The sequence below is a fragment of the Streptomyces sp. NPDC089915 genome, assembly GCF_040684675.1.
In the GTDB taxonomy this organism is placed as follows: domain Bacteria; phylum Actinomycetota; class Actinomycetes; order Streptomycetales; family Streptomycetaceae; genus Streptomyces.
The window spans coordinates 1-26,080 of the sequence record NZ_JBFBGN010000060.1 but is presented as its reverse complement, the minus strand read 5'-3'; the positions used below and the strand labels follow the sequence as shown (position 1 = coordinate 26,080).

At 69.5% G+C, this 26,080-nt stretch carries 35 protein-coding genes; 33 read left to right on the top strand and 2 right to left on the bottom strand.

Translation table 11 applies throughout. The features are described 5' to 3' along the window. Positions 1-2 precede the first annotated feature (2 nt). The 28 genes from rplP to glmM all read left to right on the top strand — a co-directional run bounded on the left by rplP (position 3) and on the right by glmM (position 18,382). Entirely contained in the window at positions 3-422 is a 420-nt protein-coding gene (gene rplP / locus AB0O29_RS19400) for a 50S ribosomal protein L16 (protein WP_007265906.1), read from the top strand. Then, the gene (gene rpmC / locus AB0O29_RS19395; RefSeq protein WP_079429299.1) at positions 422-646 is read left to right on the top strand and encodes a 50S ribosomal protein L29; all 225 of its coding nucleotides are present in this window, start codon (positions 422-424) and stop codon (positions 644-646) included. The genes rplP and rpmC overlap by 1 nt, the downstream gene beginning before the upstream one ends. Next, positions 646-927 (top strand): 30S ribosomal protein S17, encoded by a 282-nt coding sequence (gene rpsQ, locus AB0O29_RS19390; protein ID WP_030008467.1) that lies wholly within the window; start codon positions 646-648, stop codon positions 925-927. Before rpmC ends, rpsQ begins: the two co-directional genes overlap by 1 nt. A 99-nt stretch (positions 928-1,026) precedes the next feature. Beyond that, positions 1,027-1,395 (top strand): 50S ribosomal protein L14, encoded by a 369-nt coding sequence (gene rplN / locus AB0O29_RS19385; RefSeq protein ID WP_003956455.1) that lies wholly within the window; start codon positions 1,027-1,029, stop codon positions 1,393-1,395. Positions 1,396-1,397: 2 nt separating this feature from the next. After that, complete coding sequence (rplX, locus tag AB0O29_RS19380) at positions 1,398-1,709, top strand: 50S ribosomal protein L24 (RefSeq protein WP_007265909.1); 312 nt, start codon at positions 1,398-1,400, stop codon at positions 1,707-1,709. Then, positions 1,709-2,260, top strand: coding sequence for a 50S ribosomal protein L5 (rplE, locus tag AB0O29_RS19375; protein WP_358893649.1), 552 nt, complete (start codon positions 1,709-1,711; stop codon positions 2,258-2,260). The genes rplX and rplE overlap by 1 nt, the downstream gene beginning before the upstream one ends. Positions 2,261-2,265: 5 nt before the next feature. Beyond that, the gene (locus tag AB0O29_RS19370; RefSeq protein ID WP_003956452.1) at positions 2,266-2,451 is read left to right on the top strand and encodes a type Z 30S ribosomal protein S14; all 186 of its coding nucleotides are present in this window, start codon (positions 2,266-2,268) and stop codon (positions 2,449-2,451) included. Between the two features lie 223 nt (positions 2,452-2,674). Beyond that, positions 2,675-3,073: a 30S ribosomal protein S8 gene (gene rpsH, locus AB0O29_RS19365; protein ID WP_007265911.1), complete on the top strand. Its 399-nt coding sequence runs from the start codon at positions 2,675-2,677 to the stop codon at positions 3,071-3,073. 20 nt (positions 3,074-3,093) lie between these two features. Further along, complete coding sequence (gene rplF / locus AB0O29_RS19360; protein ID WP_344163490.1) at positions 3,094-3,633, top strand: 50S ribosomal protein L6; 540 nt, start codon at positions 3,094-3,096, stop codon at positions 3,631-3,633. A 2-nt stretch (positions 3,634-3,635) separates the two neighbouring features. After that, complete coding sequence (gene rplR / locus AB0O29_RS19355) at positions 3,636-4,019, top strand: 50S ribosomal protein L18 (RefSeq protein WP_030026334.1); 384 nt, start codon at positions 3,636-3,638, stop codon at positions 4,017-4,019. 45 nt (positions 4,020-4,064) lie between these two features. After that, on the top strand, positions 4,065-4,667 hold the full coding sequence (gene rpsE / locus AB0O29_RS19350) for a 30S ribosomal protein S5 (RefSeq protein WP_007265914.1): 603 nt from the start codon (positions 4,065-4,067) through the stop codon (positions 4,665-4,667). After that, the gene (gene rpmD, locus AB0O29_RS19345) at positions 4,667-4,849 is read left to right on the top strand and encodes a 50S ribosomal protein L30 (protein WP_005313525.1); all 183 of its coding nucleotides are present in this window, start codon (positions 4,667-4,669) and stop codon (positions 4,847-4,849) included. The genes rpsE and rpmD overlap by 1 nt, the downstream gene beginning before the upstream one ends. A 2-nt stretch (positions 4,850-4,851) precedes the next feature. Then, positions 4,852-5,307: a 50S ribosomal protein L15 gene (gene rplO / locus AB0O29_RS19340; protein WP_042812339.1), complete on the top strand. Its 456-nt coding sequence runs from the start codon at positions 4,852-4,854 to the stop codon at positions 5,305-5,307. 184 nt (positions 5,308-5,491) lie between these two features. Further along, positions 5,492-6,805, top strand: coding sequence for a preprotein translocase subunit SecY (gene secY, locus AB0O29_RS19335; RefSeq protein WP_365153148.1), 1,314 nt, complete (start codon positions 5,492-5,494; stop codon positions 6,803-6,805). Beyond that, positions 6,805-7,452 carry an adenylate kinase gene (locus AB0O29_RS19330; protein ID WP_365153147.1) on the top strand — a complete coding sequence of 216 codons (648 nt, stop codon included), beginning with the start codon at positions 6,805-6,807 and terminating at the stop codon, positions 7,450-7,452. The genes secY and AB0O29_RS19330 overlap by 1 nt, the downstream gene beginning before the upstream one ends. A gap of 96 nt (positions 7,453-7,548) precedes the next feature. After that, entirely contained in the window at positions 7,549-8,400 is an 852-nt protein-coding gene (gene map / locus AB0O29_RS19325) for a type I methionyl aminopeptidase (RefSeq protein ID WP_365153146.1), read from the top strand. 139 nt (positions 8,401-8,539) lie between these two features. Then, positions 8,540-8,761 (top strand): translation initiation factor IF-1, encoded by a 222-nt coding sequence (gene infA, locus AB0O29_RS19320; RefSeq protein WP_003956442.1) that lies wholly within the window; start codon positions 8,540-8,542, stop codon positions 8,759-8,761. 62 nt (positions 8,762-8,823) lie between these two features. Then, on the top strand, positions 8,824-8,937 hold the full coding sequence (gene rpmJ, locus AB0O29_RS19315; protein ID WP_003956441.1) for a 50S ribosomal protein L36: 114 nt from the start codon (positions 8,824-8,826) through the stop codon (positions 8,935-8,937). Between the two features lie 196 nt (positions 8,938-9,133). After that, positions 9,134-9,514 carry a 30S ribosomal protein S13 gene (gene rpsM, locus AB0O29_RS19310; protein ID WP_007265919.1) on the top strand — a complete coding sequence of 127 codons (381 nt, stop codon included), beginning with the start codon at positions 9,134-9,136 and terminating at the stop codon, positions 9,512-9,514. A 54-nt stretch (positions 9,515-9,568) separates the two neighbouring features. Continuing rightward, positions 9,569-9,973, top strand: a complete 405-nt coding sequence (gene rpsK, locus AB0O29_RS19305; protein ID WP_003956432.1) for a 30S ribosomal protein S11 — start codon at positions 9,569-9,571, stop codon at positions 9,971-9,973. 140 nt (positions 9,974-10,113) lie between these two features. Then, the gene (locus tag AB0O29_RS19300; protein WP_215023456.1) at positions 10,114-11,136 is read left to right on the top strand and encodes a DNA-directed RNA polymerase subunit alpha; all 1,023 of its coding nucleotides are present in this window, start codon (positions 10,114-10,116) and stop codon (positions 11,134-11,136) included. Positions 11,137-11,218: 82 nt separating this feature from the next. Continuing rightward, positions 11,219-11,686 (top strand): 50S ribosomal protein L17, encoded by a 468-nt coding sequence (rplQ, locus tag AB0O29_RS19295; RefSeq protein ID WP_045945293.1) that lies wholly within the window; start codon positions 11,219-11,221, stop codon positions 11,684-11,686. 99 nt (positions 11,687-11,785) lie between these two features. Continuing rightward, on the top strand, positions 11,786-12,637 hold the full coding sequence (gene truA / locus AB0O29_RS19290) for a tRNA pseudouridine(38-40) synthase TruA (RefSeq protein WP_365153145.1): 852 nt from the start codon (positions 11,786-11,788) through the stop codon (positions 12,635-12,637). A 41-nt stretch (positions 12,638-12,678) separates the two neighbouring features. After that, positions 12,679-14,307 carry an ATP-binding cassette domain-containing protein gene (locus AB0O29_RS19285; RefSeq protein ID WP_365153144.1) on the top strand — a complete coding sequence of 543 codons (1,629 nt, stop codon included), beginning with the start codon at positions 12,679-12,681 and terminating at the stop codon, positions 14,305-14,307. A 68-nt stretch (positions 14,308-14,375) separates the two neighbouring features. Next, positions 14,376-15,650 (top strand): glycosyltransferase family 87 protein, encoded by a 1,275-nt coding sequence (locus AB0O29_RS19280; RefSeq protein ID WP_365153143.1) that lies wholly within the window; start codon positions 14,376-14,378, stop codon positions 15,648-15,650. A gap of 236 nt (positions 15,651-15,886) precedes the next feature. Continuing rightward, positions 15,887-16,330 (top strand): 50S ribosomal protein L13, encoded by a 444-nt coding sequence (gene rplM, locus AB0O29_RS19275; RefSeq protein ID WP_030773854.1) that lies wholly within the window; start codon positions 15,887-15,889, stop codon positions 16,328-16,330. A gap of 41 nt (positions 16,331-16,371) precedes the next feature. Continuing rightward, positions 16,372-16,887 carry a 30S ribosomal protein S9 gene (gene rpsI, locus AB0O29_RS19270; RefSeq protein WP_030031261.1) on the top strand — a complete coding sequence of 172 codons (516 nt, stop codon included), beginning with the start codon at positions 16,372-16,374 and terminating at the stop codon, positions 16,885-16,887. A 136-nt stretch (positions 16,888-17,023) separates the two neighbouring features. Then, complete coding sequence (gene glmM / locus AB0O29_RS19265) at positions 17,024-18,382, top strand: phosphoglucosamine mutase (RefSeq protein ID WP_365153142.1); 1,359 nt, start codon at positions 17,024-17,026, stop codon at positions 18,380-18,382. Between the two features lie 15 nt (positions 18,383-18,397). Here the strand turns inward: glmM and AB0O29_RS19260 are convergent, their stop codons facing one another. Continuing rightward, positions 18,398-19,366: a DUF389 domain-containing protein gene (locus AB0O29_RS19260; RefSeq protein WP_365153141.1), complete on the bottom strand. Its 969-nt coding sequence runs from the start codon at positions 19,364-19,366 to the stop codon at positions 18,398-18,400. 28 nt (positions 19,367-19,394) lie between these two features. Next, positions 19,395-20,414 (bottom strand): type I pantothenate kinase, encoded by a 1,020-nt coding sequence (coaA, locus tag AB0O29_RS19255; protein ID WP_365153140.1) that lies wholly within the window; start codon positions 20,412-20,414, stop codon positions 19,395-19,397. Between the two features lie 281 nt (positions 20,415-20,695). Here coaA and AB0O29_RS19250 point away from each other — a divergent pair, with 281 nt between their 5' ends. From AB0O29_RS19250 to AB0O29_RS19230, 5 genes are all read left to right on the top strand, one after another. Next, positions 20,696-21,460: a hypothetical protein gene (locus AB0O29_RS19250; protein WP_365153139.1), complete on the top strand. Its 765-nt coding sequence runs from the start codon at positions 20,696-20,698 to the stop codon at positions 21,458-21,460. Continuing rightward, positions 21,457-22,248: a hypothetical protein gene (locus AB0O29_RS19245; protein WP_365153138.1), complete on the top strand. Its 792-nt coding sequence runs from the start codon at positions 21,457-21,459 to the stop codon at positions 22,246-22,248. Before AB0O29_RS19250 ends, AB0O29_RS19245 begins: the two co-directional genes overlap by 4 nt. A gap of 79 nt (positions 22,249-22,327) precedes the next feature. Beyond that, positions 22,328-24,193 carry a glutamine--fructose-6-phosphate transaminase (isomerizing) gene (gene glmS, locus AB0O29_RS19240; protein WP_365153137.1) on the top strand — a complete coding sequence of 622 codons (1,866 nt, stop codon included), beginning with the start codon at positions 22,328-22,330 and terminating at the stop codon, positions 24,191-24,193. A gap of 14 nt (positions 24,194-24,207) precedes the next feature. Continuing rightward, positions 24,208-24,576 carry a holo-ACP synthase gene (locus AB0O29_RS19235; RefSeq protein ID WP_358893634.1) on the top strand — a complete coding sequence of 123 codons (369 nt, stop codon included), beginning with the start codon at positions 24,208-24,210 and terminating at the stop codon, positions 24,574-24,576. A gap of 28 nt (positions 24,577-24,604) precedes the next feature. Beyond that, the gene (locus AB0O29_RS19230) at positions 24,605-26,020 is read left to right on the top strand and encodes an NAD(P)H-hydrate dehydratase (RefSeq protein WP_365153136.1); all 1,416 of its coding nucleotides are present in this window, start codon (positions 24,605-24,607) and stop codon (positions 26,018-26,020) included. Positions 26,021-26,080 lie beyond the last annotated feature (60 nt).

Genomic DNA, 26,080 nt, shown 5'->3' with positions numbered 1-26,080 from the left:
ACATGCTGATCCCTCGTAGGGTCAAGCACCGCAAGCAGCACCACCCGAAGCGCAGCGGTATGGCCAAGGGCGGTACTGAGGTCTCGTTCGGCGAGTACGGCATCCAGGCGCTCACCCCCGCCTACGTGACGAACCGCCAGATCGAGGCGGCTCGTATCGCGATGACCCGCCACATCAAGCGTGGCGGCAAGGTCTGGATCAACATCTACCCGGACCGTCCGCTGACGAAGAAGCCCGCCGAGACCCGCATGGGTTCCGGTAAGGGTTCCCCGGAGTGGTGGATCGCGAACGTGCACCCGGGCCGGGTCATGTTCGAGCTGTCCTACCCGAACGAAAAGATTGCGCGTGAGGCTCTCACTCGTGCGGCCCACAAGCTGCCGATGAAGTGCCGCATCGTCAAGCGCGAGGCAGGTGAGTCGTGATGGCGACGGGAACCAAGGCGTCCGAGCTCCGCGAGCTCGGCAACGAGGAGCTCGTTGCCAAGCTGCGCGAGGCCAAGGAGGAGCTGTTCAAGCTCCGTTTCCAGGCTGCCACCGGTCAGCTGGAGAACAACGGCCGGCTCAAGTCCGTCCGTAAGGACATCGCTCGCATCTACACCCTGATGCACGAGCGTGAGCTCGGTATCGAGACGGTGGAGAGCGCCTGATGAGCGAGAACAACGTGACTGAGAAGACCGAGCGCGGCTTCCGCAAGACCCGCGAGGGTCTGGTCGTCAGCGACAAGATGGACAAGACCGTCGTCGTCGCCGTCGAGGACCGCGTCAAGCACGCGCTGTACGGCAAGGTCATCCGTCGTACGAACAAGCTCAAGGCTCACGACGAGCAGAACGCTGCCGGCGTCGGCGACCGCGTCCTCATCATGGAGACGCGTCCGCTGTCGGCGAGCAAGCGCTGGCGCATCGTCGAGATCCTCGAGAAGGCCAAGTAATCACTCCGGGGGGCTTCCCCCGGATTCGTTCCGCCAGGCTCGGCCGGGGCTCCGCAACGGAGCCCCGGCCGGGAACCGGCAGACAAACAGGAGATAGACGTGATCCAGCAGGAGTCGCGACTGCGTGTCGCCGACAACACTGGTGCCAAGGAGATCCTTTGCATCCGTGTTCTCGGTGGCTCCGGTCGCCGCTACGCGGGCATCGGTGACGTCATCGTCGCCACCGTCAAGGACGCGATCCCCGGCGGCAACGTGAAGAAGGGTGACGTCGTCAAGGCGGTCATCGTTCGCACCGTCAAGGAGCGCCGCCGCCAGGACGGCTCGTACATCCGCTTCGACGAGAACGCCGCCGTCATTCTGAAGAACGACGGCGACCCTCGCGGCACCCGTATCTTCGGCCCCGTCGGCCGTGAGCTGCGCGAGAAGAAGTTCATGAAGATCATCTCGCTCGCGCCGGAGGTGCTGTAAGCATGAAGATCAAGAAGGGCGACCTGGTCCAGGTCATCACCGGTAAGGACAAGGGCAAGCAGGGCAAGGTCATCGCGGCCTTCCCGACCGAGTCCCGCGTCCTGGTCGAGGGTGTCAACCGGGTCAAGAAGCACACCAAGGCTGGGCAGAACCAGGCCGGCGGCATCGTGATCACCGAGGCCCCCGTCCACGTGTCCAACGTCCAGCTGGTCGTGGAGAAGGACGGCAAGAAGGTCGTCACCCGCGTCGGTTTCCGCTTCGACGACGAGGGCAACAAGATCCGCGTTGCCAAGCGCACGGGTGAGGACATCTGATGGCTACCACTCCGCGTCTGAAGACGAAGTACCGCGAGGAGATCGCGGGCAAGATGCGTGAAGAGTTCTCCTACGAGAACGTCATGCAGATTCCCGGCCTCGTCAAGATCGTCGTGAACATGGGTGTCGGCGACGCCGCCCGTGACTCGAAGCTGATCGACGGTGCCATCCGCGACCTGACGACGATCACCGGTCAGAAGCCGGCCGTCACGAAGGCCCGCAAGTCCATCGCGCAGTTCAAGCTGCGTGAGGGTCAGCCGATCGGCTGCCACGTCACCCTCCGTGGTGACCGCATGTGGGAGTTCCTGGACCGTACGCTGTCGCTCGCGCTGCCGCGTATCCGTGACTTCCGTGGTCTGTCGCCGAAGCAGTTCGACGGCCGTGGCAACTACACCTTCGGTCTCACCGAGCAGGTCATGTTCCACGAGATCGACCAGGACAAGATCGACCGTACCCGGGGTATGGACATCACCGTGGTGACCACGGCGACCAACGACGCTGAGGGCCGCGCGCTCCTCCGTCACCTCGGCTTCCCCTTCAAGGAGGCGTAAGCGAGATGGCGAAGAAGGCTCTCATCGCGAAGGCTGCCCGCAAGCCCAAGTTCGGTGTGCGTGCGTACACCCGCTGCCAGCGCTGCGGTCGCCCCCACTCCGTGTACCGCAAGTTCGGCCTCTGCCGCGTGTGCCTCCGTGAGATGGCTCACCGTGGCGAGCTGCCGGGCGTGACCAAGAGCTCCTGGTAAACCCCCCTCACCCTTTGGGTGTTGAGGTTTTCCAGACGCTCTCGGTAAGCATCAGGTCGGCGGACCGCCCTGCCCGCATGCCGTAGGCTTGTGGGGTTGGGCGTCCGCCGCCCTATCGACTTACTACGCCGTAGGTCCCCGTGCCGCACCCGTCCCGCCACCGAGTGGGGAGAGGGATGGCGCATACAGGAAACCCCGGCGAGAGAGGCCGAAGGCCACTTTCATGACCATGACTGACCCGATCGCAGACATGCTCACGCGTCTGCGTAACGCTAACTCGGCGTACCACGACACCGTCGTGATGCCGCACAGCAAGATCAAGTCGCACATCGCGGAGATCCTCAAGCAGGAGGGTTTCATCACCGGCTGGAAGGTCGAGGACGCCGAGGTCGGCAAGAACCTCGTCCTCGAGCTGAAGTTCGGGCCGAACCGTGAGCGCTCCATCGCGGGCATCAAGCGGATCTCGAAGCCCGGTCTGCGCGTGTACGCGAAGTCCACCAACCTGCCGAAGGTCCTCGGTGGCCTGGGCGTGGCGATCATCTCCACGTCGCACGGTCTCCTGACCGGTCAGCAGGCAGGCAAGAAGGGCGTAGGTGGGGAAGTCCTCGCCTACGTCTGGTAGTCGGGAACGGAGGAAAAGCAATGTCGCGAATCGGCAAGCTCCCCATCCAGGTTCCCGCCGGTGTGGACGTCACCATCGATGGCCAGACGGTCGCCGTGAAGGGCCCCAAGGGTTCCCTCACGCACGTCGTCAAGGCGCCGATCGAGATCGTCAAGGGTGAGGACGGCGTCCTGAACGTCACCCGCCCGAACGACGAGCGTCAGAACAAGGCCCTGCACGGCCTGTCCCGCACGCTGGTGGCGAACATGATCACCGGCGTGACCGCGGGTTACGTCAAGGCTCTCGAGATCAGCGGTGTCGGTTACCGCGTGGCCGCGAAGGGCTCCGACCTGGAGTTCCAGCTCGGCTACAGCCACCCGATCCTGGTCGAGGCGCCCGAGGGCATCTCGTTCAAGGTCGAGTCTCCGACCAAGTTCTCGGTCGAGGGCATCGACAAGCAGAAGGTCGGCGAGGTCGCCGCCAACATCCGCAAGCTGCGGAAGCCCGACCCGTACAAGGCCAAGGGTGTCAAGTACGCCGGCGAGGTCATCCGCCGCAAGGTCGGAAAGGCTGGTAAGTAGCCATGGCATACGGTGTGAAGATCGCCAAGGGCGACGCGTACAAGCGCGCTGCCAAGGCTCGCCGCCACATCCGCATCCGCAAGAACGTCTCGGGTACGGCGGAGCGTCCGCGCCTCGTCGTGACGCGTTCGAACCGCAACATCGTTGCTCAGGTCATCGACGACCTCCAGGGCCACACCCTGGCGTCCGCGTCGACCCTGGACGCTTCGATCCGCGGTGGCGAAGGCGACAAGAGCGCCCAGGCCCAGGCCGTCGGCGCGCTCGTCGCCGAGCGTGCGAAGGCTGCCGGCGTCGAGACCGTCGTCTTTGACCGCGGTGGCAACCGATACGCCGGGCGCATTGCCGCTCTGGCTGACGCCGCCCGCGAAGCCGGGCTGAAGTTCTAAGCCCCGGTTCCGGGACTCACGGACGTAACAGAGAGAGGTAATCCAATGGCTGGACCCCAGCGCCGCGGCAGCGGTGCCGGTGGCGGCGAGCGGCGGGACCGGAAGGGTCGCGACGGTGGCGCTGCCGCCGAGAAGACCGCTTACGTTGAGCGCGTTGTCGCGATCAACCGCGTCGCCAAGGTTGTCAAGGGTGGTCGTCGCTTCAGCTTCACCGCGCTCGTCGTGGTGGGTGACGGTGACGGCACCGTAGGTGTCGGTTACGGCAAGGCCAAGGAAGTTCCCGCGGCCATCGCCAAGGGCGTCGAGGAAGCCAAGAAGAACTTCTTCAAGGTTCCCCGCATCCAGGGCACCATCCCGCACCCGATCCAGGGCGAGAAGGCGGCCGGCGTTGTCCTGCTGAAGCCTGCTTCCCCCGGTACCGGTGTTATCGCCGGTGGCCCGGTGCGCGCCGTTCTGGAGTGCGCCGGCGTTCACGACATCCTGTCGAAGTCGCTCGGCTCCGACAACGCGATCAACATCGTGCACGCGACCGTGGAGGCCCTCAAGGGCCTGCAGCGTCCCGAGGAGATCGCGGCTCGCCGTGGTCTGCCCCTCGAGGACGTCGCCCCCGCGGCTCTCCTTCGTGCGCGTGCTGGGGCGGGTGTCTGATGGCCCGCCTCAAGATCACGCAGACGAAGTCGTACATCGGCAGCAAGCAGAACCACCGCGACACCCTTCGTTCGCTCGGGCTCAAGCGCCTGAACGACGTGGTCGTCAAGGAGGACCGCCCCGAGTTCCGCGGCATGGTGCACACCGTCCGCCACCTCGTGACGGTTGAGGAGGTTGACTAATCATGGCTGAGAACAGCCCGCTGAAGGCTCACAACCTCCGTCCCGCCCCCGGTGCCAAGACCGCGAAGACCCGTGTCGGTCGTGGTGAGGCGTCGAAGGGTAAGACGGCTGGTCGTGGTACCAAGGGTACGAAGGCCCGCTACCAGGTTCCGCAGCGCTTCGAGGGTGGCCAGATGCCCCTCCACATGCGCCTGCCGAAGCTGAAGGGCTTCAAGAACCCGTTCCGCACCGAGTTCCAGGTCGTGAACCTGGACAAGCTCGGTGCCCTCTACCCCGAGGGTGGAGAGGTCACGGTGGCCGACCTGGTCGCCAAGGGCGCGGTTCGCAAGAACAGCCTCGTCAAGGTCCTGGGTCAGGGCGAGATCTCCGTGGCGCTGACGGTTTCGGTTGACGCCGTCTCCGCCTCCGCCAAGGAGAAGATTGCCGCCGCCGGCGGTTCCGTGACCGAGCTCGTCTAAGACGAACTCAGTGACAAATAGCTAAAACCCGACCGGGGATGCCTCACATATGGGGCATCCCCGGTTGGTCGTTCCACGGGGGGCGCAGTCGCCGGTAAGGTGGCCTGCACCTTTGCTTGTACGTAATCGTCGATCCTCAGACCGTCACCTCTGACGCAGTAGCGCGGGGGTCGCAGGAGGCACCGTGCTCACCGCGTTCGCCCGGGCGTTCAAGACGCCCGACCTGCGCAAGAAGCTGCTCTTCACGCTCGGCATCATCGTGCTGTATCGGCTCGGGTCCCACATCCCGGTACCCGGCGTGAGCTACAAGAACGTTCAGATCTGTGTGGACCAGATGGGGAGCAGCAACAGCCTCTTCGGTCTGGTCAACATGTTCAGCGGCGGTGCGCTGCTGCAGATCACGATCTTCGCGCTCGGCATCATGCCGTACATCACCGCGAGCATCATCCTGCAGCTGCTGACCGTGGTCATCCCGAAGCTGGAGAACCTCAAGAAAGAGGGACAGGCCGGCACCTCGAAGATCACTCAGTACACGCGCTATCTGACGGTCGCGCTCGCGATCCTCCAGGGCACCGGCCTGGTCGCCACCGCGCGCACCGGCGCCCTGTTCGGCACCTGCCCGGTCGCTCGCGAGATCGTCCCGGACCGCTCGATCTTCACCACGATCACCATGGTGGTCACCATGACCGCCGGTACCTGCATCGTCATGTGGCTCGGTGAGCTCATCACCGACCGCGGCATCGGCAACGGCATGTCGATCCTGATGTTCATCTCGATCGCGGCCGGCTTCGTGACCGCTCTCTGGACGATCAAGCTCCAGGGCAAGATCGCTGATGGCTGGGTGGAGTTCGCCGTCGTCATCCTCGTCGGTCTCGCGATGGTGGCCCTCGTGGTCTTCGTCGAGCAGGCCCAGCGCAGGATCCCGGTCCAGTACGCGAAGCGCATGATCGGGCGCCGCGCCTACGGGGGCACGTCCACCTACATCCCGCTCAAGGTGAACCAGGCCGGTGTCATCCCGGTCATCTTCGCCTCGTCGCTGCTGTACATCCCGGCCCTGATCGTGCAGTTCAGCGGTTCGACCGCCGGCTGGGCGACCTGGATCCAGAAGCACTTCGTCAAGGGCGACCACCCGTACTACATCGCCGCCTACTTCCTCCTGATCGTCTTCTTCGCGTTCTTCTACGTGGCGATCTCGTTCAACCCCGAGGAAGTTGCCGACAACATGAAGAAGTATGGTGGGTTCATCCCGGGCATCCGCGCCGGCCGGCCCACCGCTGAGTACCTGAGCTACGTACTCAACCGGATCACCTGGCCGGGCTCGCTGTACCTGGGTCTCATCGCTCTAGTGCCGACAATGGCGTTGGCCGGCTTCGGAGCGAACCAGAACTTCCCGTTCGGCGGGACGAGCATCCTGATCATCGTGGGTGTGGGTCTGGAAACCGTGAAGCAGATCGAGAGCCAGCTCCAGCAGCGCAACTACGAAGGGTTCCTCCGCTGATGCGAATCGTCCTCGTCGGACCCCCCGGGGCGGGCAAGGGAACGCAGGCCGCGTTCCTCGCCAAGAACCTGTCGATCCCGCACATCTCCACGGGCGACCTCTTCCGCGCCAACATCAGCCAGGGCACGGACCTGGGCGTGCGCGCCAAGGCGTTCATGGACGCCGGCGAGCTCGTCCCGGACGAGATCACCATCGGCATGGCCAAGGACCGCATGGAGCAGTCGGACGCCGCGGGCGGCTTCCTGCTCGACGGCTTCCCGCGCAACGTGGCCCAGGCCGAGGCGCTGGACGAGATGCTGACCGGTGCCGGCATGAAGCTGGACGCCGTCCTCGACCTGGAGGTCGAGGAGGACGAGGTCGTCAAGCGCATCGCCGGCCGCCGGATCTGCCGCCGCGACTCCGCGCACGTCTTCCACGTGATCTACGCGGCGCCGAAGGTCGACGGCGTCTGCGACAAGTGCGAGGGCGAGCTCTACCAGCGCGACGACGACTCCGAGGCCACGGTCCGCAACCGGCTGGAGGTCTACCACACGCAGACCGAGCCGATCATCGACTACTACAAGGCCCAGGGTCTGCTGGTGACCATCTCCGCCCTCGGCGAGGTGCACGAGATCACCAAGCGGGCGATGGACGCCCTGAAGAAGTAGTCACCCCCCTGTCGTGCCGGTACGGCCGCGGTGTCCCTAGGGCATCGCGGCCGTACTGTTGAAAAGACCCGTTTTCGAAGGTGGAAGGTCCCGTTCATGGTTCAGCTGAAGACCCCCGAGCAGATCGCGAAGATGCGCGAGGCAGGGCTGGTCGTCGCCGCGATCCACGCGGCGACCCGTGAGGCGGCCGTGCCGGGCGCCACGACGCGGGACCTGGACATGGTGGCCCGCAAGGTCATCGCGGACGCCGGGGCCAAGTCGAACTTCCTCGGCTACGGCGGCTTCCCCGCGACCATCTGCACCTCGGTGAACGAGGTCGTCGTCCACGGCATCCCGGACGACAAGACGGTCCTCAAGGACGGCGACATCATTTCCATCGACGCCGGCGCCATCGTGGACGGCTGGCACGGGGACGCGGCGTACACGGCCTTCGTGGGCACCGGTCACGCTCCGGAGCTGGTCGAGCTCTCCCGGGTGACCGAGGAGTCGATGTGGGCCGGCATCGCGGCCATGAAGGCGGGCAACCGCCTCGTGGACATCTCGAAGGCGATCGAGGGCTACATCAAGCGCCAGCCCCGCCCGTCCACCGGTGAGCACAGCCTCGGCAAGTTCGGGATCATCGAGGACTACGGCGGCCACGGCATCGGCACCGAGATGCACATGGACCCCCACCTGCTGAACTACGTCTCGCGCAAGCGGGGCAAGGGCATCAAGCTGGTCCCGGGCGTCTGCCTGGCGATCGAGCCGATGGTGTCCCTGGGCACCGCCCAGACGGAGGTACTCGCCGACGACTGGACGGTCATCACCACGGACGGCACCTGGTCCTCGCACTGGGAGCACTCGGTGGCCGTCACGGAGGCCGGTCCGATCGTCCTGACCAGCCCGGACTGCGGCAAGGCGAAGCTCGCGGAATACGGCGTCACCACGGCGCCGGACCCCCTCGGCTAGCAGCCGGTTAATGATCTAGACTCTGGGGCAAACTTTCCGGATTCGTCTTTCTGGGTGCCCTGACGTAGACTGACTCGTCGGCTTACGTGCATTCGCATGTCCGTGAGCTGATCAAGGTAGCCGATTCGAAAGGCGAAGCGTGGCCAAGAAGCAAGGTGCCATCGAGATCGAGGGCACCGTGATCGAGTCCCTCCCGAACGCCATGTTCAAGGTGGAACTCCAGAACGGTCACAAGGTCCTCGCGCACATCAGCGGCAAGATGCGTATGCACTACATCCGCATCCTTCCCGATGACCGGGTCGTTGTGGAGCTGTCTCCGTACGACCTGACGCGTGGCCGGATCGTCTACCGATACAAGTAGATCTTGCCCCCGCACCCCGCTCCGGCGCGGGTGGTGGCACTGACCCGGAGAACCTCACCAACATGAAGGTCAAGCCGAGCGTCAAGAAGATCTGCGACAAGTGCAAGGTGATCCGCCGTCACGGCCGGGTCATGGTCATCTGCGACAACCTGCGCCACAAGCAGCGCCAGGGCTGACGCACGCCGACCGACCTGCCTTCCGCAGTTCTTCGCGCGACGTAAGAAAACGTACATAAGCAGAACCCGCCCAGCCCCCAGGGGCCGGCGGCACCTCCGGCGGGGGCCGGGGACCCGGACGTACCACCGCCCATACGGGCGGTCGGCGGTCGGGAGCGGTTCTGTTGCAGACCCCCGAACACACAGGAGCCATTGAATGGCACGCGTTTCCGGTGTTGACATCCCGCGCGAAAAGCGTGTGGAGATCGCACTCACCTACGTCTTCGGTATCGGGCGCACCCGGTCCAAGGAGATCCTCGCCTCCACCGGCGTGAACCCGAACACCCGCGTTCGTGACCTGGCCGAAGAGGACCTCGTCAAGATCCGCGAGTACGTGGACGCCAACCTCCGCACCGAGGGTGACCTCCGCCGCGAGATCCAGGGCGACATCCGCCGCAAGATCGAGATCCAGTGCTACCAGGGCATCCGCCACCGTCGTGGCCTGCCCGTGCACGGTCAGCGCACCAGCACGAACGCGCGTACCCGCAAGGGCCCGCGTCGCGCGATCGCCGGCAAGAAGAAGCCGGGCAAGAAGTAGTCCTGTTCAGCGGTCTTGCGCTGTAGGACCGACCACCTCCCGTAGGAGTAAGAGATGCCCCCCAAGGGTCGTCAGGGCGCTGCCAAGAAGGTGCGCCGCAAGGAAAAGAAGAACGTCGCTCACGGGCACGCCCACATCAAGAGCACGTTCAACAACACGATCGTCTCGATCACGGACCCGTCCGGCAACGTGATCTCCTGGGCCTCCGCCGGCCACGTCGGCTTCAAGGGCTCGCGCAAGTCCACCCCCTTCGCCGCGCAGATGGCCGCCGAGTCGGCCGCCCGCCGCGCGCAGGAGCACGGCATGCGCAAGGTCGACGTCTTCGTCAAGGGTCCCGGCTCCGGCCGTGAGACCGCGATCCGCTCCCTCCAGGCCACCGGCCTCGAGGTCGGCTCGATCCAGGACGTCACCCCCACCCCGCACAACGGCTGCCGCCCGCCGAAGCGTCGCCGCGTCTGACGCAGCGGACGCACCTGTGCGTTCTTGAGTGTCCGGGCGGCACGAACCCTTCGGGGGACGTGCCGCCCGTACCCTTGTAGTACCCAGCAGTACATGTCGGGCGTCAAATAGTGGGCGTCCACGACTGAAGGAACACAGACATGCTTATCGCTCAGCGTCCTTCGCTGACCGAAGAGGTCGTCGACGAGTACCGCTCGCGGTTCGTGATCGAGCCGCTGGAGCCGGGCTTCGGCTACACCCTCGGCAACTCCCTGCGCCGTACCCTCCTGTCCTCCATCCCGGGTGCCGCTGTCACCAGCATCCGCGTGGACGGGGTCCTGCACGAGTTCACCACCGTGCCGGGCGTCAAGGAAGACGTCACGGACATCATCCTCAACATCAAGCAGCTGGTCGTCTCCTCGGAGCACGACGAGCCGGTCGTGATGTACCTGCGCAAGCAGGGTCCCGGCCTGGTCACCGCTGCCGACATCGCGCCCCCGGCCGGTGTCGAGGTGCACAACCCGGACCTGGTCCTCGCCACGCTCAACGGCAAGGGCAAGCTGGAGATGGAGCTGACCGTCGAGCGCGGTCGCGGCTACGTCTCCGCCGTCCAGAACAAGCAGGTGGGCCAGGAGATCGGTCGCATCCCGATCGACTCCATCTACTCGCCGGTTCTGAAGGTCACCTACAAGGTCGAGGCGACCCGAGTCGAGCAGCGCACCGACTTCGACAAGCTCATCGTCGACGTCGAGACCAAGCAGGCCATGCGCCCGCGCGACGCCATGGCGTCCGCCGGCAAGACCCTGGTCGAGCTGTTCGGTCTGGCGCGCGAGCTCAACATCGACGCCGAGGGCATCGACATGGGCCCCTCGCCGACGGACGCGGCCCTGGCCGCCGACCTGGCGCTGCCGATCGAGGAGCTGGAGCTCACGGTCCGCTCGTACAACTGCCTCAAGCGCGAGGGCATCCACTCCGTGGGTGAGCTCGTGGCCCGCTCCGAGGCCGACCTGCTCGACATCCGCAACTTCGGTGCGAAGTCGATCGACGAGGTCAAGGCGAAGCTCGCCGGCATGGGCCTGGCCCTGAAGGACAGCCCGCCCGGATTCGACCCGACCGCCGCCGCCGACGCCTTCGGCGCCGACGACGACGCGGACGCCGGTTTCGTCGAGACCGAGCAGTACTAAGAAGACTTTCCCGGGGCGTCCGCCCCGGGGGAACTGACACCGGTACCTGACACGGCCGGTGCAGATATGAAGGAGTAACACCATGCCGCGTCCCGCTAAGGGTGCCCGTCTGGGCGGCTCCGCCGCGCACGAGAAGCACCTTCTCGCGAACCTCGCGAAGGCGCTCTTCGAGCACGGCCGCATCACCACCACCGAGGCCAAGGCCCGCCGCCTGCGTCCCTACGCCGAGCGTCTGGTCACCAAGGCCAAGAAGGGCGACATCCACAACCGTCGCCTGGTGCTGCAGACGATCACGGACAAGAGCATCGTGCACACGCTGTTCACCGAGATCGCCCCGCGCTACGAGAACCGCCCCGGTGGTTACACGCGCATCACCAAGATCGGCAACCGTCGTGGCGACAACGCCCCGATGGCCGTGATCGAGCTGGTCGAGGCCCTCACGGTCGCCCAGCAGGCCACCGGTGAGGCCGAGGCCGCCACCAAGCGCGCCGTGAAGGAGGCCGAGGCCGCTGCCGAGGCCCCCGCCGCCGAGGAGACCAAGGAGGCCTGATCCCCCGGGATCACGCTTGCTTGATCGGCTCTGAACGGGCCCGCCCCTTCCCGGGGCGGGCCCGTTCTGCATTTCCGAGCGTCTGAGAGGATCTGTCACGTGAGTGACGAGGTGGAGCCCGGGCACGTCCGGGTACGGCTGGACCTGTCGTACGACGGCAAGGACTTCTCCGGCTGGGCGAAGCAGCGGACGCTGCGGACCGTCCAGGGCGAGCTGGAATCGGCCCTGAAGACCGTGATGCGGCTGCCCGACCCGGTCGAGCTGACCGTCGCCGGGCGCACCGACGCCGGCGTGCACGCCCGCGGGCAGGTCGCGCAGTTCGACATCGCGCAGGAGGTGTGGGCCGAGCACGGCGAGCTGCTGCTGCGCCGCCTCGCCGGGCGCCTCCCGCACGACATCCGGGTGTGGAAGGTCGCCGAGGCCCCCGAGGGCTTCAACGCCCGCTTCTCCGCGATCTGGCGCCGCTACGCCTACCGCGTCGGCGACCACCGGGCCGGGGTCGACCCGCTGCGCCGCGGGCACGTGCTCTGGCACCAGTGGCCGCTGGACGTGGACGCCATGAACGAGGCGGCCGCCGCGCTGGTCGGCGAGCACGACTTCGCGGCGTACTGCAAGAAGCGCGAGGGCGCCACGACCATCCGCACCCTCCAGCAGCTCAGCTGGGAGCGGGGCGAGGACGGGATCGTCACCGCGACGGTCCGCGCCGACGCCTTCTGCCACAACATGGTCCGCTCGCTGGTCGGTGCCCTGCTGCACGTCGGCGACGGGCACCGGCCCGTCGAGTGGCCCGGCCGGGTCCTGGCCGCGGCGGTACGGGACTCCTCGGTGCACGTGGTCAAGCCGCACGGGCTGACCCTGGAGGAGGTCGGCTACCCGGCGGACGAGCTGCTCGCCGCCCGCAGCAAGGAGGCGCGGAACATGCGCACCCTTCCGGGCAAGGGCTGCTGCTAGGCACGTATTGCGTTTGGGTCCGGCGCCGTCGGACCGGGAGAATGCCCGGCATGGGACATCTCGAAGCCAGCCACCTGGAGTACTACCTTCCCGACGGGCGGGTCCTGCTCCCCGACGTCTCCTTCCGCGTGGGGGACGGGTCGGTGGTGGCCCTGGTGGGGGCCAACGGCGCCGGCAAGACCACCCTGCTCAAGCTGATCTCCGGTGAGCTCCAGCCGCACGGCGGCGGGGTCACCATCAGCGGCGGGCTCGGCGTGATGTCCCAGTTCGTGGGCTCGGTGCGGGACGAGACGACCGTACGGGACCTGCTGGTCTCGGTGTCCCAGCCGCGGATCCGGGAGGCGGCGAAGGCCGTGGACCGGGCCGAGGAGCTGATCCTCACCGTCGACGACGAGGCCGCGCAGATGGCCTACGCCCAGGCGCTCAGCGACTGGGCCGACGTGCAGGGCTACGAGGCGGAGACCCTCTGGGACGTCTGCACGATGGCCGCGCTGGCCATCCCCTACGACCAGGCGCAGTTCCGCGAGGTGCGCACGCTCTCCGGCGGTGAGCAGAAGCGGCTGGTCCTGGAGGCGCTGCTGCGCGGGCCGGACGAGGTGCTGCTGCTCGACGAGCCGGACAACTACCTCGACGTCCCCGGCAAGCGGTGGCTGGAGGAGCAGCTGCGGGCCACCCGCAAGACGGTGCTGTTCGTCTCCCACGACCGGGAGCTGCTGACCCAGGCCGCCGAGAAGATCATCAGCCTGGAGGCGAGCCCGATGGGCTCCGACGTCTGGGTGCACGGCGCGGGCTTCGGCACCTACCACGAGGCCCGCAAGGAGCGCTTCGCCCGCTTCGAGGAGCTCAAGCGGCGCTGGGACGAGGAGCACGCCCGGCTGCGGGCCCTGGTGCTGCGGCTGCGCAACCAGGCGGCGAGCAGTCCCGACATGGCCTCGCGGTACCACGCGATGCAGACCCGCTTCAGGAAGTTCGAGGAGGCCGGCCCGCCGCCGGAGCCGCCGCGCGAGCAGGACATCAAGATGCGGCTCAAGGGCGGCCGGACGGGCGTGCGCGCTCTGACGGTGGAGAACCTGGAGCTGACCGGCCTGATGAAGCCGTTCACCCTGGAGGTCTTCTACGGGGAGCGGGTCGCGGTGCTCGGCTCGAACGGCTCGGGCAAGTCGCACTTCCTGCGGCTGCTGGCGGGCGAGGACGTCAAGCACACCGGTGACTGGAAGCTGGGCGCACGGGTGGTTCCCGGCCATTTCGCGCAGACCCACGCCCATCCGGAGCTTTTCGGCCGCACGCTCGTCGACATCCTGTGGACGGAGGCGGCCAAGCCCCTGGGCCAGGCGATGGGCGCGCTGCGCCGCTACGAGCTGGAGCGGCAGGCGGAGCAGCCGTTCGAGCGGCTGTCGGGCGGCCAGCAGGCGCGGTTCCAGATCCTGCTGCTGGAGCTGGCCGGCACCACGGCGCTGCTGCTGGACGAGCCCACCGACAACCTCGACCTGGAGTCGGCCGAGGCCCTGCAGGACGGTCTGGAGTCGTACGAGGGCACGGTGCTGTGCGTGACCCACGACCGCTGGTTCGCCCGCACATTTGACCGTTACTTGGTCTTCGGTTCAGACGGTGTTGTGCGGGAGACCCAGGAACCCGTCTGGGACGAACGTAGGGTCGACCGGAAGCGCTAGGGGGCCGACCCTCCCCCCGGGCGGGTCGACGGGGAGGCTTCGTGGGGCTGCGGCCTAGCATCTGGCTCATGCGCATCTGGCTGACGCGGAGTGGCCGGCCGGTCACGGAGGAGCGGCTCACGGGCTGGCTGCTCCGGCCGGCGCCGCGGTCCTGGCGGGCGGTGGCGCTGGTGGTGCTGCTGGCCGCGTCGGTGTCGACGAGCCTGCGGGCGAACTGGGGCTCGGACAACGCCTTCGTGGTCAAGGCGGCGGACGCGCTGCTGGCCGGGGTCTCCCCGTACGAGGACCGGCGCTTCCTGTACCCGCCCAGCGCCGTGCTGATGGCGGTGCCGGAGGCGCTGGTGCCCGAGGGGGTGCTGCGCTGGCTGCTGCCGGCCGGGATCTCGGGCCTGATCGCCCTCGGCTGGTGGGCGGCGCTGCGGCTGTTCTCGGTGCCCGCGCGCTCGCGGTTCGCGGTCGGGGGGCTCGGGCTGCTGGGGCTGCTCTACAAGCCGTACCTGAACCTGGTGCTGATCGGGAACTGGACGGCCGTCTCGGCGGCGGCCCTGCCGGTGGCGCTGCTGCTGGCGCACCGCAGGTCCTGGGCGGCGGCGGGGCTGGTGGTGGGGCTGGCGATCGCCTGCAAGCCGATGCTGGTGCCGGCCGGGCTGCTGTTCGTGCTGGCCCGGCGGTGGCGGGGGCTGGCGGTGGCGGTGGCGGTGCCGGCGGGGCTGTCGCTGGCGGGAGCGCTGCTGATGCCGAGCCCGACGCTGTTCTTCACCAAGACGCTGCCGTTCCTGTTCCAGGGGCAGGACGGGTACGCGCTGCCGTGGGACGCCTCGCCGATCGCGGTGCTGCCCCGGCTGGGGGTGCCGCAGCCGGTGGCGGTGGCGGTGGCCTTCGCGGGGGCCGGGGCCGGGCTGTGGGGGGCCTGGCGGCGCTGGCGCCGGCCGGATTCCGCCGAGCCGGACGGGGGAGAGCTGCGGCTCGCGGAGACGGCCTGCATGGTGATGCTCGCCGCATTCCTGGTCTCCCGCCCCTCCTTCGACCACTACCTCCTGGTGGTGCTGCCGCTGCTGCTGGCGTCGGGGGTGCGGCCGGGGTCGATGCCCCGCTCTCCCTTGTTCTGGCTGGCCCTGACGCCCCAGCTGGCGCTGGTCCCGTGGCCCTCGGAGCTGGCCCACAAGAGGCGTGCGTTCAAGGACGCGGCGACCCTGTGCGGGCTCGCGTTCCTGCTGGTGCGTCGTGCGCCGGCCCCAGGTCGGGTTACTCTGGAACCCGTAACAACTGCGGGGTCCCCACCCAGGACCGAACCGGAGTGCGCCGCGACGCCAGCAGCATCGGCATCGCGGACCGCGTTTTGACCCGTACGGGTCTGCTTGGGTATCCTGCTGGTTTGTTATGCGTATTGGCTTTCTCATTCTCACGTGAAAGGGCCTTACGCCGGTCCACCGGACCGATGACCAGCGGTTTTCACTCGGGTGCGTCCCCGATGTGAACGAGGGCTGTCGTGATCGTCCGTGGTGACCCTGTCAGGACCCTTCCCGCGGGGCTTAGGCCTTATGGGATGACCCACCACTGAAGAAGCGAAGGCATACGCGTGCGTACGTTCAGCCCCAAGCCCGGCGACATCTCGCGCCAGTGGCTCGTCATTGACGCCCAGGACGTCGTCCTCGGCCGTCTGGCGACCCAGGCCGCCACCCTCCTCAAGGGCAAGCACAAGCCGACTTACGCCCCCCACATGGACATGGGCGACTTCGTCATCATCATCAACGCCGACAAGGTTCACCTGTCCGGCAACAAGGCCTCCCAGAAGATGGCCTACCGCCACTCCGGTTTCCCGGGCGGTCTGCGCTCCGTGCGCTACGACGACCTGCTGGCGAACAACCCGGAGAAGGCCGTCGAGAAGGCCGTCAAGGGCATGCTCCCCAAGAACTCCCTGGGCCGTCAGATGCTCTCGAAGCTGAAGGTCTACTCGGGCGACCAGCACCCCCACGCTGCCCAGCAGCCGGTGCCGTTCGAGATCACCCAGGTCGCGCAGTAGTTCCGGCCACCCCCTAAACACAGAGAATTCTGAGGAGCATCGTGGCCGAGACCACCGCCGAGACCCCCGTCGACGAGTTCGAGGGCGTCGAGGAGTACACCACCGAGTCGGACGTCGCCGTCGAGGGCGACTACACCTCCGAGTCCCTTGCCGGTCGCTTCGGTGACCCCCAGCCGGCCGCCGGCCTGGGCCGTCGCAAGAACGCCATCGCCCGCGTCCGGATCGTTCCGGGCACCGGCAAGTGGAAGATCAACGGTCGCACCCTTGAGGACTACTTCCCCAACAAGGTGCACCAGCAGGAAGTCAACGAGCCCTTCAAGCTCCTGGAGCTCGACGGCCGTTACGACGTCATCGCCCGCATCTCGGGTGGCGGCGTCTCCGGTCAGGCCGGCGCCCTGCGCCTCGGCGTGGCCCGCGCGCTGAACGAGGCGGACGTGGACAACAACCGCCCGGCGCTCAAGAAGGCCGGCTTCCTCTCCCGCGACGACCGTGCGGTCGAGCGCAAGAAGGCCGGTCTCAAGAAGGCCCGTAAGGCTCCGCAGTACAGCAAGCGTTAATCTGCGCCTGCTGTTCAGCAACGAAACCGCCCCGGCAGCACTCTCTGTGCTGTCGGGGCGGTTCGTTTACCGCCAAAAGCGGCAAACATCTGTCACTAGCGGTCACCTAGCGAAGCGTGAACTCGGGAGGACAACAGTGGGACGACTCTTCGGGACGGACGGTGTACGAGGCGTCGCCAACGCGGATCTGACGGCTGAGCTCGCGCTCGGCCTCTCCGTGGCGGCCGCGCACGTACTGGCCGAGGCGGGCACCTTCGCGGGCCACCGCCCCACCGCGGTGGTCGGCCGCGACCCCCGCGCCTCGGGCGAGTTCCTGGAGGCCGCGGTCGTCGCGGGCCTCGCCAGTGCCGGCGTGGACGTCCTGCGCGTCGGTGTGCTGCCCACCCCGGCGGTGGCGTATCTCACCGGTGCGCTGGGCGCCGACCTCGGCGTGATGCTCTCCGCGAGCCACAACGCCATGCCCGACAACGGCATCAAGTTCTTCGCGCGCGGCGGCCACAAGCTCGCCGACGACCTCGAGGACAGGATCGAGTCCGTCTACGAGGAGCACCGCACGGGCGCCCCCTGGGACCGGCCCACGGGCTCCGGCGTCGGCCGGGTCTCGGACTACGACGAGGGCTTCGACAAGTACGTCGCCCACCTGATCGGCGTCCTGCCCAACCGCCTCGACGGACTGAAGATCGTCCTGGACGAGGCCCACGGCGCGGCCGCCCGCGTCTCCCCGGAGGCCTTCACCCGGGCGGGCGCCGAGATCGTCACCATCGGTGCCGAGCCCGACGGCCTGAACATCAACGACGGCTGCGGCTCCACCCACCTGGGCCTGCTCAAGCAGGCCGTCGTCGAGCACGGGGCGGCCCTGGGCATCGCCCACGACGGGGACGCCGACCGCTGCCTCGCGGTGGACGCCGACGGCAACGAGATCGACGGCGACCAGATCCTCGCCGTGCTCGCCCTCGCCATGCGCGAGGCCGGACAGCTGCGCGAGAACACCGTCGTCGCCACCGTCATGTCGAACCTGGGCTTCAAGCTGGCCATGGAGGCGGAGGGCGTCCAGCTCGTGCAGACCGCCGTCGGCGACCGGTACGTCCTGGAGTCGATGAAGGAGCACGGCTACGCGCTCGGCGGCGAGCAGTCCGGGCACGTGATCATCCTCGACCACGCCACCACCGGCGACGGCACCCTGACCGGCCTCATGCTGGCCGCCCGGATCGCCGCCACCGGCCGCTCCCTGGCCGACCTCGCCGGGATCATGACGCGGCTGCCGCAGGTCCTGATCAACGTCAAGGACGTCGACAAGTCCCGCGTCTCCACCTCCGCCGAGCTGGCCAACGCGGTCACCGAGGCCGAGCGCGAGCTCGGGTCCACCGGACGGGTGCTGCTGCGCCCCTCGGGCACCGAGCCGCTCGTGCGGGTGATGGTGGAGGCCGCCGACATCGAGCAGGCCCGCGCGGTCGCCGGCCGGCTCGCCGACGCGGTGAAGTCGGCCCTGGGCTAGCCGCTCACCGCGCGGTCATCGGCGGGAACCGCCGTGTGGCGCACCCGGCGGGCGGAGCATCCGCCCGTGCTGGGTGCGCCACAGCAGTTTCCAGCCGATCAGGGTCAGCGAGCCGGAGACCACGATGCCCAGCAGGTTCAAGAGAAGCTGCTCCGCCGACCCCCACATCTGGCCCACGTCGCCGTAGCTCAGCGCCACGGCCGCGTTCGCGCCGGCCGGGACCGTCGTCACCGAGATGGCCACGCCCACCAGGGCGCCGGCCCGTGCCGAGGTCAGCGACAGCATCCCGGCCACCCCGGCGAGGACCGCCACGACGAACGAGAACGGGTCGGGCTGCCAGATGAAGCTGGTGTTCGGGCGGGGCCGGTCGAGCATCTCGTGGTGGAACAGCCCGAGGGCGTCCATGGCCAGGCTGAACACGGTGGTGGCCGCGATCGCCGCGGCGAAGCCGACGACCAGGGCCAGCGCCGAGCGCCACGCCAGCTTCGGAGCCCGCTGCACCAGGCCCGTGCAGATCCCGGCGAGCGGGCCGAACTCCGGGCCGACGGCCATGGCGCCCACGATCAGGATCGCGTTGTCGAGGACCACGCCGCAGGCGGCGATCATCGTGGCGACGACCATGAACGCGCCGTAGGTGATGGTGAGGGTGGACTCCTCGTGCGTGGACTCCGCCAGCTGCTCCCAGATCACCGCGTCCGCGGCCTCCCCCGGCGCCTCCTCCTCCGCCTCGTCGGCGCGCCGGGAGATCGACAGGTCGATGTCCTCGACGGCGATCGACCCCGTCTCGGCGATGCCGAGCGCGCGCAACTCGGCGAGGAGCTCGTCCGCCGCCTCGCGGGCCACGTCGACGAGGACCAGATCGCCCTCGGGATCGCGGGCCGCGCCCGGCAGCACCACCAGGTGGGTGGTGCCGACCACCTCGCCGATCAGCTCCACCACCCGGTCCGTCACGGCGTACGGGGTGATCATCCTCAGATGCAGCATGGCCGCACACTAGCCGCCGGGGCGCGCGTCAGAGCTTGCGCAGGCTCAGCTTGGTGACCTTGTGGTCGGGGCCCTTGCGGACGATCAGGGTGGCGCGGCCGCGGGTGGGGGCCACGTTCTCCAGCAGGTTGGGCTTGTTGATGGTCCGCCACATCGTCTTCGCGTACTCCAGGGCCTCCTCCTCGGAGACCTGGGTGTACTTGCGGAAGTAGGAGAACGGGTTCTGGAACGCGGTCTCGCGCAGCTTGCGGAACCGGTTGAGGTACCAGCGCTCGATGTCCTCGGGGCGGGCGTCCACGTACACGCTGAAGTCGAAGTAGTCGGCGAGGCCGACCCTGGTCCGGCCGTCCTTGCCCGGCAGGGCCGGCTGGAGGACGTTGAGCCCCTCGACGATGAGGATGTCCGGGCGGCGGACGACGAGCCGCTCGTCCGGGACGATGTCGTAGATCAGGTGCGAGTAGACCGGGGCGGTGACCTCGTCCTTGCCGGCCTTGATGTCGGCCACGAACTTGGTGAGCGCGCGCCGGTCGTAGGACTCCGGGAAGCCCTTGCGGGAGGTCAGGCCGCGGCGCTGGAGCTCCTTCATCGGGTAGAGGAAGCCGTCCGTGGTGATCCGCTCGACGCGCGGGTGCTCGGGCCAGCGGGCCAGCAGGGCCTGGAGCAGGCGGGCCACGGTGGACTTGCCGACGGCGACCGATCCGGCGACGCCTATGACGAACGGGGTCCCCTGCTGGGCGCCGTGGCCGTTGCCGCCGGCGTCGCCGAGGAAGGTGTTCAGGGTGCCGCGGAGGTTGCTGGTGGCGCCGACGTACAGGTTCAGCAGGCGCGAGAGCGGCAGGTAGACGTCCCGGACCTCGTCGAGGTCGATGACGTCGCCGAGGCCGCGGACCCGCTCGACCTCCTCCGCCGTCAGCGGCAGCGGGGTGCGCTCGCGCAGGGCGCTCCACTCCGCCCGCGTGAGGTCGACGTAGGGGGAGGGCTCCGGTACCCGGCGACCGGGACGCTCCGTTGCGTGCTCCGGCGTACAGCGCGTCGGCGATGTGATCACACCGCCCATTGTCGGGGCTCGGGAGCCCGCGTGGGTGGTGGGGTCGGTCACGTGCCGGGCCGTGGGGGCCAAAACGCCCAGGTGGGGCGGTTGCCCGCGACCGGGTCTCGATCGGAAGCCCGTCCTGTCTCGTCCGGATCACGATTTCCCGGTGTGACCAGGAAGATCGGGCGGAAGTGTCATTAACACCGGTCGCTTGATCGAGCAAGTCGTACATTGTTCGTCACCGCGACGTTGACCGGCGTCCTGGCGGTGATCTGCTTCATGGGGGAGAGCAACACGTGGGTACCACGCCTGTCCGTCGCGGCGTCCTGGCCGCCTGTGCCGTGTCCGTGTGCCTGCTGGCGGCCGGCTGCGACTCCGGCGGCGAGGGGGCCGACGGGGCGAAGGGCGCGGGGACGGACGCCGTCGCCGCGGGGGGTGCCGGGAAGTCGGCCGCGGAGCTGGGCCGGCTGCTGATCACCCAGGCGGACCTGCCGGACTACAAGGTCGAGACGGACTCCCCGAAGGACGACCCGGCGCGGAAGGTCTCGTCCGACAAGCAGGCCTGCGAGCCGCTCGTCCGGGCGCAGTCCGGGGTGCCGATCGGCAAGGTGACCGGGACGGCCGTCGCGTCGGCCCTGGGGAAGGCCAAGCAGGCCGCCCCGGACGCGAGCGAGGACGAGAAGCTCGACGCGCTGCGGGAGAGCGCCGGGCGGACGGGGACCTCCGTGTTCCTGGACTCCTACCCGGGCAAGGGGGCCGAGGAGGCCTTCGCGGCGGTCAAGAAGGCGGTCGCGGCCTGCGCGGACGGCTACACGGCCCTCGACGGGACCAAGGCCATGACCGTCGAGAAGGTGCTGTCCGTCGACCAGGACCCGGCGGGGGACGAGGCGCTGGCCTACCGGGCGGTGGTGGACCTCAAGAGCGGCCAGAAGGCCAACCTGCAGTTCGTGTTCGTCCGCAAGGGTGAGGTGCTGGCCGCCTTCGAGGTGCTGAGCGTGCTCGGCGACGCCCCGCAGCCGCCCAAGGCGGTCGTCGAGGCGCAGTCGAGGAAGCTCGGATGAGAGCCGTCCGCGCGCGGTGTACGGCCGCGCTGACCGTCTCGGGGCTGGTGCTGGCCCTGCTGGCCACCGGATGCGGGGCCGGGCGGCCCACGGTGATCGTGGTGGAGGCCGACGGCCCGGTCGCCGAGGTGCCCGCCTCCGCCGACGGACCGGCCCGCAAGGGGCAGCCGCTCTCCCCGCAGAAGGGATCGCCCCAGGAGGCCCCGGAGCGCCTGCTGGTGGCGCAGGGGGACCTGCTGGACCACAAGGTCACCGTGGAGGTCCACGACAGCGCGGCGGCGGGCGCGGACCGGCCCGAGTGCCGGGAGCTGGCCCGCGCCGTCTCCGGGTTCCTCCCGCAGGGGCGGGCCGGCTGGGCCAGGGCCTCGGTGGTCGCGGTGGCCTCGGCGCTGCCCGACGACGCCTCGGAGCAGCAGAAGCGGGCGGCCGCGCTGGACGCGGCGAGCTCCACGGTGACGGTGGTGACCCTCGCCTCGTACCCGGGCGACGCCGCGCACGGGCACTTCGTCGAGGTGCAGACGGCCGGGCGGGCCTGTGAGGGCGGGTACGCGGCGACGGAGAACGGGGAGACCGTCACGGTCACCCGGATCGTCCCGCACGCGGCGTACGGCGGCGACGAGGCCCTCGCGTACACCGTGGAGGCGGAGCGCGACGGGGAGCCGTACGAGACCGAGCTCATGGTGGTGCGCAAGGGCGGCACGCTGGTGAACTTCCACGCCAGCCGGCTGTCCGGCGAGGCGCGGCTGGCGGCGCCCGCGATCGAGGCACAGGTCAGGAAGCTGGGCTGACGCCCCGACGGGGCGGCGGGCGGTTTTCGTCCTGTTCGGGTACCCGACAGACGCCCAACTCAGGCGTACCCTGCGGCCTATGTGCGGAATTGTGGGATACGTGGGAGCGCAGTCGGCGCTCGATGTGGTCATCGCCGGACTGAAGCGGCTGGAGTACCGCGGCTACGACTCGGCCGGGGCCGCCGTCCTCGCCGACGGCAAGCTCGTCAGCGCCAAGAAGGCCGGAAAGCTCGTCAATCTGGAGAAGGAGCTGGTGGCGCAGCCGCTCCCGGCGGGCTCCACGGGCCTCGGGCACACCCGGTGGGCGACCCACGGCGGGCCCACCGACGTCAACGCCCATCCCCATCTGGACAACTCCGGCCGGGTGGCCGTCGTCCACAACGGCATCATCGAGAACTTCGCCGCGCTGCGCGCCGAACTGGCCGAGCGCGGGCACCGGCTGGAGTCCGAGACCGACACCGAGGTCGTCGCGCACCTGCTGGCCGAGCGCTTCGACGCGGTCCGGGAGGCCGGGGGCGCGGCCGGGCTGGCGGAGGCCATGCGGCAGGTGTGCCGGCGGCTGGAGGGCGCGTTCACGCTGGTCGCGGTGCACGCGGACGAGCCGGACGTGGTGGTCGGCGCGCGCCGGAACTCCCCCCTGGTGGTGGGCGTTGGGGAGGGTGAGAACTTCCTCGCCTCGGACGTGGCCGCGTTCATCGCCCACACCCGGTCCGCGATCGAGCTGGGGCAGGACCAGGTCGTCGAGCTCCGCCGCGACGGGGTCTCGGTGACCGGCTTCGACGGTGCGCCCGCGTCCGTGCGGGCGTACCACGTGGACTGGGACGCCTCGGCGGCCGAGAAGGGGGGTTACGACTACTTCATGCTCAAGGAGATCGCCGAGCAGCCGAAGGCGGTCGCCGACACCCTCCTGGGCCGGATCGACGCGAGCGGCCTGCTGACCCTCGACGAGGTGCGCATCCCCGCCTCGGTGCTCCGCGAGGTCGACAAGGTGGTGATCGTGGCGTGCGGTACGGCGTACCACGCGGGCATGATCGCGAAGCTGGCCATCGAGCACTGGACCCGCATCCCGTGCGAGACCGAGCTGGCCAGCGAGTTCCGCTACCGCGACCCGATCCTGGACCAGCGGACGCTGGTGATCGCGATCTCGCAGTCCGGCGAGACCATGGACACCCTGATGGCGCTGCGCCACGCCCGCGAGCAGGGCGCCCGGGTGCTGGCGATCTGCAACACGAACGGGTCGACGATCCCGCGCGAGTCGGACGCCGTGCTGTACACGCACGCCGGGCCGGAGGTGGCCGTCGCCTCGACCAAGGCGTTCCTGACGCAGCTGGTGGCCTGCTACCTCGTCGCCCTGTACCTGGGGCAGGTGCGGGGGACGAAGTGGGGCGACGAGATCGAGGCGGTGATCCGGGAGCTGTCGGACATCGCCGCGGCCGTGGACCGGGTCCTGGAGACGATGGAGCCGGTACGGGCCCTCGCGCGCTCGCTGGCCGACAAGGACACGGTGCTGTTCCTGGGCCGCCACGTCGGCTACCCGGTGGCGCTGGAGGGCGCGCTCAAGCTCAAGGAGCTGGCGTACATGCACGCCGAGGGCTTCGCGGCGGGCGAGCTCAAGCACGGGCCGATCGCGCTGATCGAGGAGGACCTGCCGGTGGTGGTCGTCGTGCCGTCGGCGCGCGGCCGCTCGGTCCTGCACGACAAGATCGTCTCGAACATCCAGGAGATCCGGGCGCGCGGGGCGCGGACCATCGTGATCGCGGAGGAGGGCGACGAGGCCGTCGTCCCGTACGCCGACCACCTGATCCGCATCCCGGCCACGCCGACGCTGCTCCAGCCGCTGGTGGCGACGGTCCCGCTCCAGGTGTTCGCGTGCGAGCTGGCGACCGCGCGCGGCAACGAGGTGGACCAGCCGCGTAATCTCGCGAAGTCCGTCACTGTGGAGTAGTAGGGGTTGTTGCCGTGATTGTCGGTGTGGGGATTGACGTGGCGGAGATCGCGCGGTTCGGCGCGGCGCTGGAGCGGACGCCGCAGATGGCGGAGCGCCTCTTCCTCCACACCGAGTTGACGCTGCCGAGCGGCGAGCGGCGCGGGGTCGCCTCGCTCGCCGCCCGGTTCGCGGCCAAGGAGGCCCTGGCCAAGGCCCTGGGCGCGCCCGGCGGGCTGCTGTGGACCGACGCCGAGGTGTACGTCGAGGACACCGGGCAGCCCCGGCTGCGGGTGTCCGGCACGGTCGAGGCGCGGGCTCGGGCGCTCGGGGTGAAGTCGTGGCACATCTCGCTGAGCCACGACGCCGGGATCGCCTCGGCGGTGGTGATCGCCGAGGGCTGATCCCCTCCGCGTGCGGCACGCTGAGGGCATGCGTACTGCTTACAGCGTGGAGACCGTGCGGGCCGCCGAGCGCGAGCTGATGGCCCGTCTGCCGGAGGGCGCCCTGATGGCGCGGGCGGCGGCCGGGCTGGCCGCCGTGTGCGCGGAGCTGCTGGCGCGCGGCCGGGGACGGGTCTACGGGTCCCGGGTCGTGCTGCTGGTCGGGCCCGGGGACAACGGCGGTGACGCCCTGTACGCCGGCGCGCGGCTGGCGCGGCGCGGGGCCGGGGTGACGGCGGTGCCGATGGACCCCGAGCGGATGCACCCGGGCGGGCTGGCCGCGCTGCGCGCCGCCGGGGGCCGGGTCGCCGCGTCGGTGCCCGGGCGGGCCGACCTGGTCGTGGACGGGCTGCTCGGGATCGGCGGGCGCGGCGGGCTGCGGCCGGCCGCGGCCGCGCTGGTGGAGCGCATCCCGGCCGGGGCGGCGGTGGTCGCGGTGGACCTGCCGAGCGGGGTGGACGCGGACACCGGCGAGGTGGCGGGGTCGGCGGTGACGGCCGACGTCACGGTGACCTTCGGGGCGTACAAGCCGGGGCTGCTGACCGACCCGGGGGCCTCGCGGGTGGGGGCGGTGCGGCTGGTGGACATCGGGCTGGACCTCGAAGGGGCCGCCGTCGCGCTGGAGGCCCCGCAACACGCCGACGTGGCGCGGCTGCTGCCGGTGCCGACGGCGTCGAGCGACAAGTACCGGCGGGGCGTGGTCGGGATCGTCGCCGGGTCGCAGCAGTACCCGGGCGCGGCGGTGCTCGCCGTGGCGGGGGCCCTGCGCGGCGGCGCCGGTGCGGTGCGGTACGTGGGGCCGGCGGCGGACGCGGTGCTGGCGCGCTTCCCCGAGGTGCTGGTCGGGCGGGGCCGGGTGCAGGCCTGGGTGGTCGGGCCGGGGCTGGGTTCGGGGCGCGGGGAGGAGGTCGCGCGGGCCCTGGCGGACACCGACGTGCCGGTGCTGGTCGACGCGGACGGGCTGCGCGGGCTGGACGCCGAGGTGGTCCGGGGGCGCCGGGCCGCGACCCTGCTGACCCCGCACGCGGGGGAGGCGGCCGCGCTGCTGGGGGTGGCGCGGGAGACGGTGGAGGCCGGCCGGCTGGCCGCCGTGCGGGAACTGGCGGGGCGGTACGGGGCGGCGGCGCTGCTGAAGGGGTCGACGACCCTGGTCGCCCCCGGCGGGGGCGGGGCCGTACGGGTGAACCCGACGGGGACGCCGTGGCTGGCCACCGCCGGGAGCGGGGACGTGCTGTCGGGGCTGGCGGGGGCGCTGCTCGCCGGGGGGCTGTCGGGGGTGGACGCGGGGGCGGCGGCCGCCTATCTGCACGGGCTCGCGGGGCGGTTCGCCGCCGGTGGGGCGCCGGTGGTGGCGCAGGAGGTCGCGGGCGCGCTGCCGGAGGCCTGGCGCAGCGTCATGGTCTGACCCCGGCCGGGGGCGGGGGCCGCTGCGCGGGGCCGGTCCCCTACCCGCCCTTCCCCCGTT